This window comes from bacterium (genome assembly GCA_024226335.1).
Taxonomy (GTDB): domain Bacteria; phylum Myxococcota_A; class UBA9160; order SZUA-336; family SZUA-336; genus JAAELY01.
In genome coordinates, this window is the sequence record JAAELY010000340.1 from 1 (window position 1) to 5,753 (window position 5,753).

General features: G+C 61.1%; 5 protein-coding genes and 1 pseudogene. 2 read left to right on the forward strand and 4 right to left on the reverse strand.

Annotation, left to right across the window (positions count from 1 at the left end; genetic code table 11):
* The first annotated feature begins 300 nt into the window (after nucleotides 1-300).
* Complete coding sequence (locus GY725_17600) at nucleotides 301-447, forward strand: hypothetical protein (protein MCP4006005.1); 147 nt, start codon at nucleotides 301-303, stop codon at nucleotides 445-447.
* A gap of 228 nt (nucleotides 448-675) precedes the next feature.
* Here the strand turns inward: GY725_17600 and GY725_17605 are convergent, their stop codons facing one another.
* The 3 genes from GY725_17605 to GY725_17615 are packed head-to-tail and all read right to left on the reverse strand — an operon-like array spanning nucleotide 676 to nucleotide 3,312.
* Complete coding sequence (locus GY725_17605; GenBank protein ID MCP4006006.1) at nucleotides 676-1,947, reverse strand: alpha/beta hydrolase; 1,272 nt, start codon at nucleotides 1,945-1,947, stop codon at nucleotides 676-678.
* Nucleotides 1,948-1,973: 26 nt separating this feature from the next.
* Nucleotides 1,974-2,447: a MarR family transcriptional regulator gene (locus GY725_17610; GenBank protein ID MCP4006007.1), complete on the reverse strand. Its 474-nt coding sequence runs from the start codon at nucleotides 2,445-2,447 to the stop codon at nucleotides 1,974-1,976.
* A gap of 31 nt (nucleotides 2,448-2,478) precedes the next feature.
* Complete coding sequence (locus GY725_17615; GenBank protein ID MCP4006008.1) at nucleotides 2,479-3,312, reverse strand: hypothetical protein; 834 nt, start codon at nucleotides 3,310-3,312, stop codon at nucleotides 2,479-2,481.
* Between the two features lie 166 nt (nucleotides 3,313-3,478).
* On the opposite strand from GY725_17615, the gene GY725_17620 reads away from it, so the two are divergent.
* On the forward strand, nucleotides 3,479-4,444 hold the full coding sequence (locus tag GY725_17620; protein MCP4006009.1) for a formylglycine-generating enzyme family protein: 966 nt from the start codon (nucleotides 3,479-3,481) through the stop codon (nucleotides 4,442-4,444).
* Nucleotides 4,445-4,854: 410 nt separating this feature from the next.
* Here GY725_17620 and GY725_17625 read toward each other — a convergent pair.
* Nucleotides 4,855-5,412, reverse strand: a pseudogene (locus GY725_17625) (sulfotransferase family protein).
* Nucleotides 5,413-5,753: the final 341 nt, after the last annotated feature.

Sequence of the window (5,753 nt, forward strand, 5' to 3'; positions counted from 1 at the left end):
CCTGGTGCAGGCCTGGGAGATGATCTGGAAGGCGTCCAGAACTTCGCGAACAAGACGCAGGACTGGAATGACATCCGCTCTCGGTCGAAGGGCTTCTGGCGAGCCTGAGCTGCAGACGTCGGATCGGTCGGATCAAGAGGGTCCATTGCTGGTGAGAAGAGAGGAGCGACACATGGGATCCAACGACACTGACGTAGAAGAGAACGCCAACGCAGCGCTCGCGGACAAGCACAGCGGGATCGGGGCTCTGCTGGGCGCGCGCAGCTGCATGGGACACCTCATCGTGGCTTCTACGAGACGATGAAGAACTTCCAGAACGAGCGCATGGTGCTGGTGGGAATGGGTATCGGGGCGGCCCAGAAGGCGATCGACCTGACCGTCGAGTACACCAGCACTCGCGCCGCATTCGGCGGTCGGCTCTTCGACCTCGGCGCGAGCCGACAGTGAATGGCGGTGGCGCGACCGAGGTGATGCTCGAGGAAGTGGCGAAGTGCACGGCACAGGGGAGTTGATCGGGTCGAAGTGACCTGACCCCCTGAGCCGAGCACCATGATTCCATATGGCCTCGGCTCAGGAGGTCAGGTTGCCTCCCCGAGGTGTGCACCAGGTGTGCCATCTGCCCATCACTAGTCGGGTGAGGTCGAAAACGTCAGTTTTTGGTTCGCCGCGTCTGGCTCACTCGGGTTTGGAATCTGGCGCGGCGGGTCGTGTCGCGTTCGCAGCCGAGAAGAACTCGTCCATGCGGTCGAAGATGCGCTCGGACAGCACCGCGTGTGCACCTGCCTGGCAGTGCGCCTCCGCGGACTCGTCGGCCGTGAAGAAGAGCCAGTCTTTCGGACCGGATGCGGCGTCGTAAAGCCTTTTTGCCTGACCCAGAGGCACCAGTGCGTCCGCCTCTGCGTCGACGACTAGCAGGTGGCTTTCGATCTTGGCGACGTTGCTCTCGTCGAGAGAATAGGCGCGCATCTTCAGCATCAGCTCGGACGGGGTTTCGCCGCCGAACTTCCACTTCCCGTCGTTCAGGAGCCAATTCAACGCAGTGACGCTGTTCGCGATGCCTCGGAGCGCAGTGTCGAAAGCTTCGGGATCCGTGTCCAGAAGCCGCATGAGGTCGGGGGGCAGGCGGCTGGTGACCACCTCGTAGAAGCTCCACATGCCGCTGTTCGCGATGTAGAGCTTGGGCCGATGCTCGAAAGCCGCGGCGCGGGGAATCAGATGGCCTCCGAAGCTCATTCCCAGGACGGCGATGCGATCGGCGTCGACCTCTGCCGTGGAGACGGCATGGTCGATGATTGGCGTCAGGACATTCTCCCAATCCGGACGGAAGCGAAGCCCCTGTGCACGGAGCACCTGGCCCTGGCCGGGACCCTCGACGGTGAGGCAGTGGTAGCCGCGACGGATCGCGGCCATCGCGATCCCGTGGAGTTCCTCCGCCGTCCCGTCGAAGCCCGTCTGCACCACGAGTAGGGGCGCGTTTCCGGTCGCGAGCGGAGATCGGTAGAAGTAGCCCGGAAGGTGGGTCTGCTCGTACGGGACCCGGGCGACCTCGGCCGGGATGGAGAGCAGGTCGATCGCCTTCTTGAACGCATCGGCCCCCGCCTGCGCCGAGCGCAGGGCGCGGGGATCGTCGGGCACCGCGTGCATGTAGAACTCGGCGGCCCGGTAGTAGTTGGACGCGCGCAGAAACGCCTGCCCGGCGCTGATCGCGTGCCCTCTTCGTTCGCTCTCCGCCCCGGCCCCGTATACGCGTTCGGCGGTGAGGTGCCACATGGCGTACCAGCTCTCGATGTCTCCATCGGCGATACGATGGACCGTCGAGAGGACTTCACCGATGTCGGCTCGATTCTCGTATGTCTGCCCCAGCGCGCGAAGCGCCTGACCCGCGAAGCTCTGGTCCTCGAAGCCGAATGCCCGTAGCCACGCCAGGGGCTCACTTTCCGTCTTCATGTCTTCTGCCCTCGTTTCTGGATGATTCAGGACTCGCGCTCGACGTACGCGTCGAGGTAGTGACTCGCTCGGGACAGGAACTCGAACGTGCGTCGCAGCGTTTCCATGGGCACGTCCTCGAGTTCTGCGAAAAAGGCCGCATCCATCTTCTGGTGGAAGCGTCCGTGGCCCGCGCGGGCCGTCTCGCCTCTGCGCGTCAGGCTCAGCAGGACGATCTTGCGGTTATCGCGGTCACGTTCCTTGGCGATGTACCCTCTGGCTTCCAGCCGGCCGACGACCTGCGAGACCGCGCCCTTTGTCGTCGAGAACCACTCGGCGAGTTCGGTCACCGTGCGTCCCGAACCGGCCCCGATCGCCTCGATCGTATGGATCTCGAACGCGTGCAGCGGCTCCCCGGTTCCGAAATCCGTGGTGCGCTTGTCGAGGATCCGCAGCTTGTTGGCGATGCGCGTCAGTTCGTGCATGCACTGGCGCGCTCTCGCTTCCTTTCGGCCGGCCATGGCACGATAGTATAGTCACTAAACTATTGAGTCAAGCGTGGCCTTTTCGGTCACGCGTCCACCGACCTGCGAGACCTAGCACTGCGAGGGAAATGCCGACCAGGACGCCGTTGCCGGGTTCGGGCACCAGTGGAGTTTCGATTGGAAGAAAGCAGGGTGGATCCTCGGACTCTGGTCCGTCGCAATAGTGACCGGCGGACAACCCGAAGTGGATTCCGTTGAACTCAATATCGTGAATTTGAAGGCCGAACATCAGGACAGACCACGGCATGTTGAACACCGCGGTGTCGATGGTGTTGGGAGGAGGCGCCCACGGAGGGGACCACCCGGCGTCCGGTAGATGCAACACCGAGTAGGTGATGCTCGAATCGAACGGATGGGGTCCTATCGAAAAAAGCGACATGCTCAGTGCGTAGGAGAGGTCTACGACTTCTCCATCTAGTGTGAAGTAAAGGTATGACTCGCCGCCTCCCCATGTTCTGGCTACAAAATAGAAATCCTGCACCTCGGCGGTAATCGAAAAGAACTCGTCGGTATCCATGATCTCGGATTCGATCGTTCCATCGGTTTCGACCCAGGACTCGATCCAGCCGTTTGCGCCGCCGAAAACGAAGCCTGGGTCCGTAGGGTCATAGACTTCATTCGACAGTGCACTCATCCCGGCCCGAAGGCTGGTTCCGGGTACATCGTGAGACTCCCCGTCGAACGGAAGCTCGATCGGCCCGGAGATGTCACCAAAATTCGAGAATGAAATCTCGAAAGTAGGCTGGAACAGGGATGTGGCGGCAGCATCCTGACTCGAGAACGCGGCGATCGCGAGGCTCGCGGCGAATGCGATCGAGAACGATCTCTTCACAGCCTGCATCGATTTCCCTCCTCACTTGAAGAGTAACACCAGCAGAATGTGAGTGGCGGACTTTTCCACCCGCCTGGCACGCACGCCAATTCTTCTTGGAGGTACCCGGAACCTCAAGTAGAATCCACAAGATGTTCTGTGGGTGGTCCCGGACTCCTAGATAGTAGGCGGACGAATGACGACTACGCGCCCATTTCGGCTGCTGTTGTTGGTGGCGGCCTTCCTACTGCTTTCTCCGGCGGCCCATGCGCTGACTGTGGATTGGGTAACCGTGGGCGGTGCATTCAACTACTGTGACCTTCAGCCGCAGGGCTGTTTTGGCGCAGTCGGGTACGAGTACCGGATCAGCAAGTACGAGACGACCAACGCCCAGTACACAGAGTTCCTGAACGCGGTTGCACGCACCGATTCCAATGGGCTCTTCAACACCAATATGGGTAAGGCCTGGCCTTCGGGTCATGGCGGTATTGCGCGCAGCGGCAGCCCGGGGAGTTACACCTACAACGCAATCCCAGGCCACGAGAACAAACCGGTGATCTCTGTGTCGTTCTACGACAGTCTGCGCTTCGCGAACTGGCTCAACAATGGCGCGGGGAGCGGCGACACGGAGTCAGGAGCGTACACGATCACAAGCCTCGGGATTAGCGGCAACTCGATCACGCGCAACGCACTTGCGAAGGTCTTCATTCCGAGTGAGGACGAGTGGTACAAGGCGGCGTACTACGATGTCGCCTCGACCAGCTATTTCGACAATCCGATGGGATCGAACGTGATCGTTACCTGCGACCCGCCACGCGCGACCCCCAACAGGGCGAACTGTTTCGTCGGCGGCTTGAATACGCCCGCTGAAGTGGGCGGCTACACGGGTTCGGCGAGTCCGAACGGGACGTTCGACCAGGGGGGTAATGTCTGGGAATGGAACGAAGCCATCGTTGGCGGCTCGAGCCGTGGCCTGCGGGGTGGGGGTTTCTACAGTTATCCCTGGATGCTCACAGGTTCGGAGAGGCATAGCCGCACTGGGGCATCCGAAGGCGGAAATCGCGGTTTTCGCATCGCGAGGACCGTGGCACCTGAGCCCAGTCCCGCTCTGCTTGGGATGATGGGTCTGCTGGTCCTGACAATCGCGCGCAGGAACCGCTGACACTCCGTCTTGGTGTTCTGTTCTTCTCTGCGTGCGCGATGACAGATATCCGGCTGGATCTGTGGTTTCACGATGTTTGCGTTGGCGGTCCCCGATGCGATCCGTGCGTATAGAAAGTACAGAGCCCCAATCTACCTAACAGAACCGCCCATTGTCGGCTGTTGAGATCCGGCAGTCGGGGAATCTGGGGGCTCTCGAACGGGTGCGGGCCGCCGGGCACCTGCAAAGGGACTTCGGAGCGGCGGGAGGACGAGGCTCGACCGCTCGGGATTCGGAGGTGAGCAGGCGGTGCTCGAGCAGGCTCGTCGGGCCAGAAGTCGGAAGGTCCGTCGCGAGGGCGTACGTCTCCGCAGTAGGACCTTCATGAATGATCAGGGCTGGGAGTCTGCGCGGCGCGCGGCGCATATCGCTCAGAACTGATACTCGAACTTCTCGATGTCCTCGGCATAGCGGTCGGCGATCAGCGTGCGAGAGGCCGCATCGTAGTACGAGCGATAGGATCCTCGTTTCGAGACGTTGAGTCTGGGCAGTATCGCAGCGAGCCCCAACTTCGCGCAGATCGCCCCGAAGTCGGAGTCCAGCTGCTCAAAGCGTCCTACGAAGTCGAGACCGCTTGTCGCATGCGTACAGCTCGCGCGGGGCAGCCCGGACGGCAGGAAATCTGCGAACGACCCCCTCTCCCCTTGAACGCGCGCCTGGTAGTGGTAGAAAGAGACGACTCGGTCCCAGGGATTGCGCACAAAACCAAACTTGAAGAAGTTGTCTAGCTCGTGTCCGAGCACAGCTCGGATCACGTCTAGCCGCGAGTGCTTGGCGAGGCGATGGATGCCGGGCGGGTGGGTATGCACGGGTGGGGCTACGATGATGTCATCGGGTCCGAGGTGAGGGAGCAATGCCTGGCTGATGCTTTCGCCGCCGGTCTTGCTGACGTGCATGAAAACGAACTGGTGTCTGTATGAGATGATCATCCCGACAGTCCTCGCGTTGCGTGGGTTCTACCCCGAACTCACCGACGGTTGAGTCGAGTCTTCTTGGATGTGTCCGAGAAATCAAGGGAGAACCCTCTGGCCAGATCAAACGTGCGTCATTGGTCGGTGAATCTACGAATCAATTCACTCTCACCCGCGCCGTTGGATGGTCATCGTGGAACTCGTGGTTCACGAGCACCCGGGTCCCCGCCATCTAATCTCCTTAGGCGACCGTGTGGCCGACCGATTCGATCTGTTTCCCGTCAGCAGAAGACCTTGAGATCAAAGGGGAATCAGAAGCTCAGCTGCCTCTGATCTCTCCCAGGTCCCCGATCATGCAC

Excerpts from the sequence above, each read along its gene's own strand:
- GY725_17605 (MCP4006006.1), bottom strand. The coding sequence starts at position 1,947 with ATGAAGACGGAAAGTGAGCCCCTGGCGTGGCTACGGGCATTCGGCTTC.
- GY725_17620 (MCP4006009.1), top strand. The coding sequence starts at position 3,479 with ATGACGACTACGCGCCCATTTCGGCTGCTGTTGTTGGTGGCGGCCTTC.
- GY725_17600 (MCP4006005.1), top strand. The coding sequence starts at position 301 with ATGAAGAACTTCCAGAACGAGCGCATGGTGCTGGTGGGAATGGGTATC.
- GY725_17610 (MCP4006007.1), bottom strand. The coding sequence starts at position 2,447 with ATGGCCGGCCGAAAGGAAGCGAGAGCGCGCCAGTGCATGCACGAACTG.
- GY725_17615 (MCP4006008.1), bottom strand. The coding sequence starts at position 3,312 with ATGCAGGCTGTGAAGAGATCGTTCTCGATCGCATTCGCCGCGAGCCTC.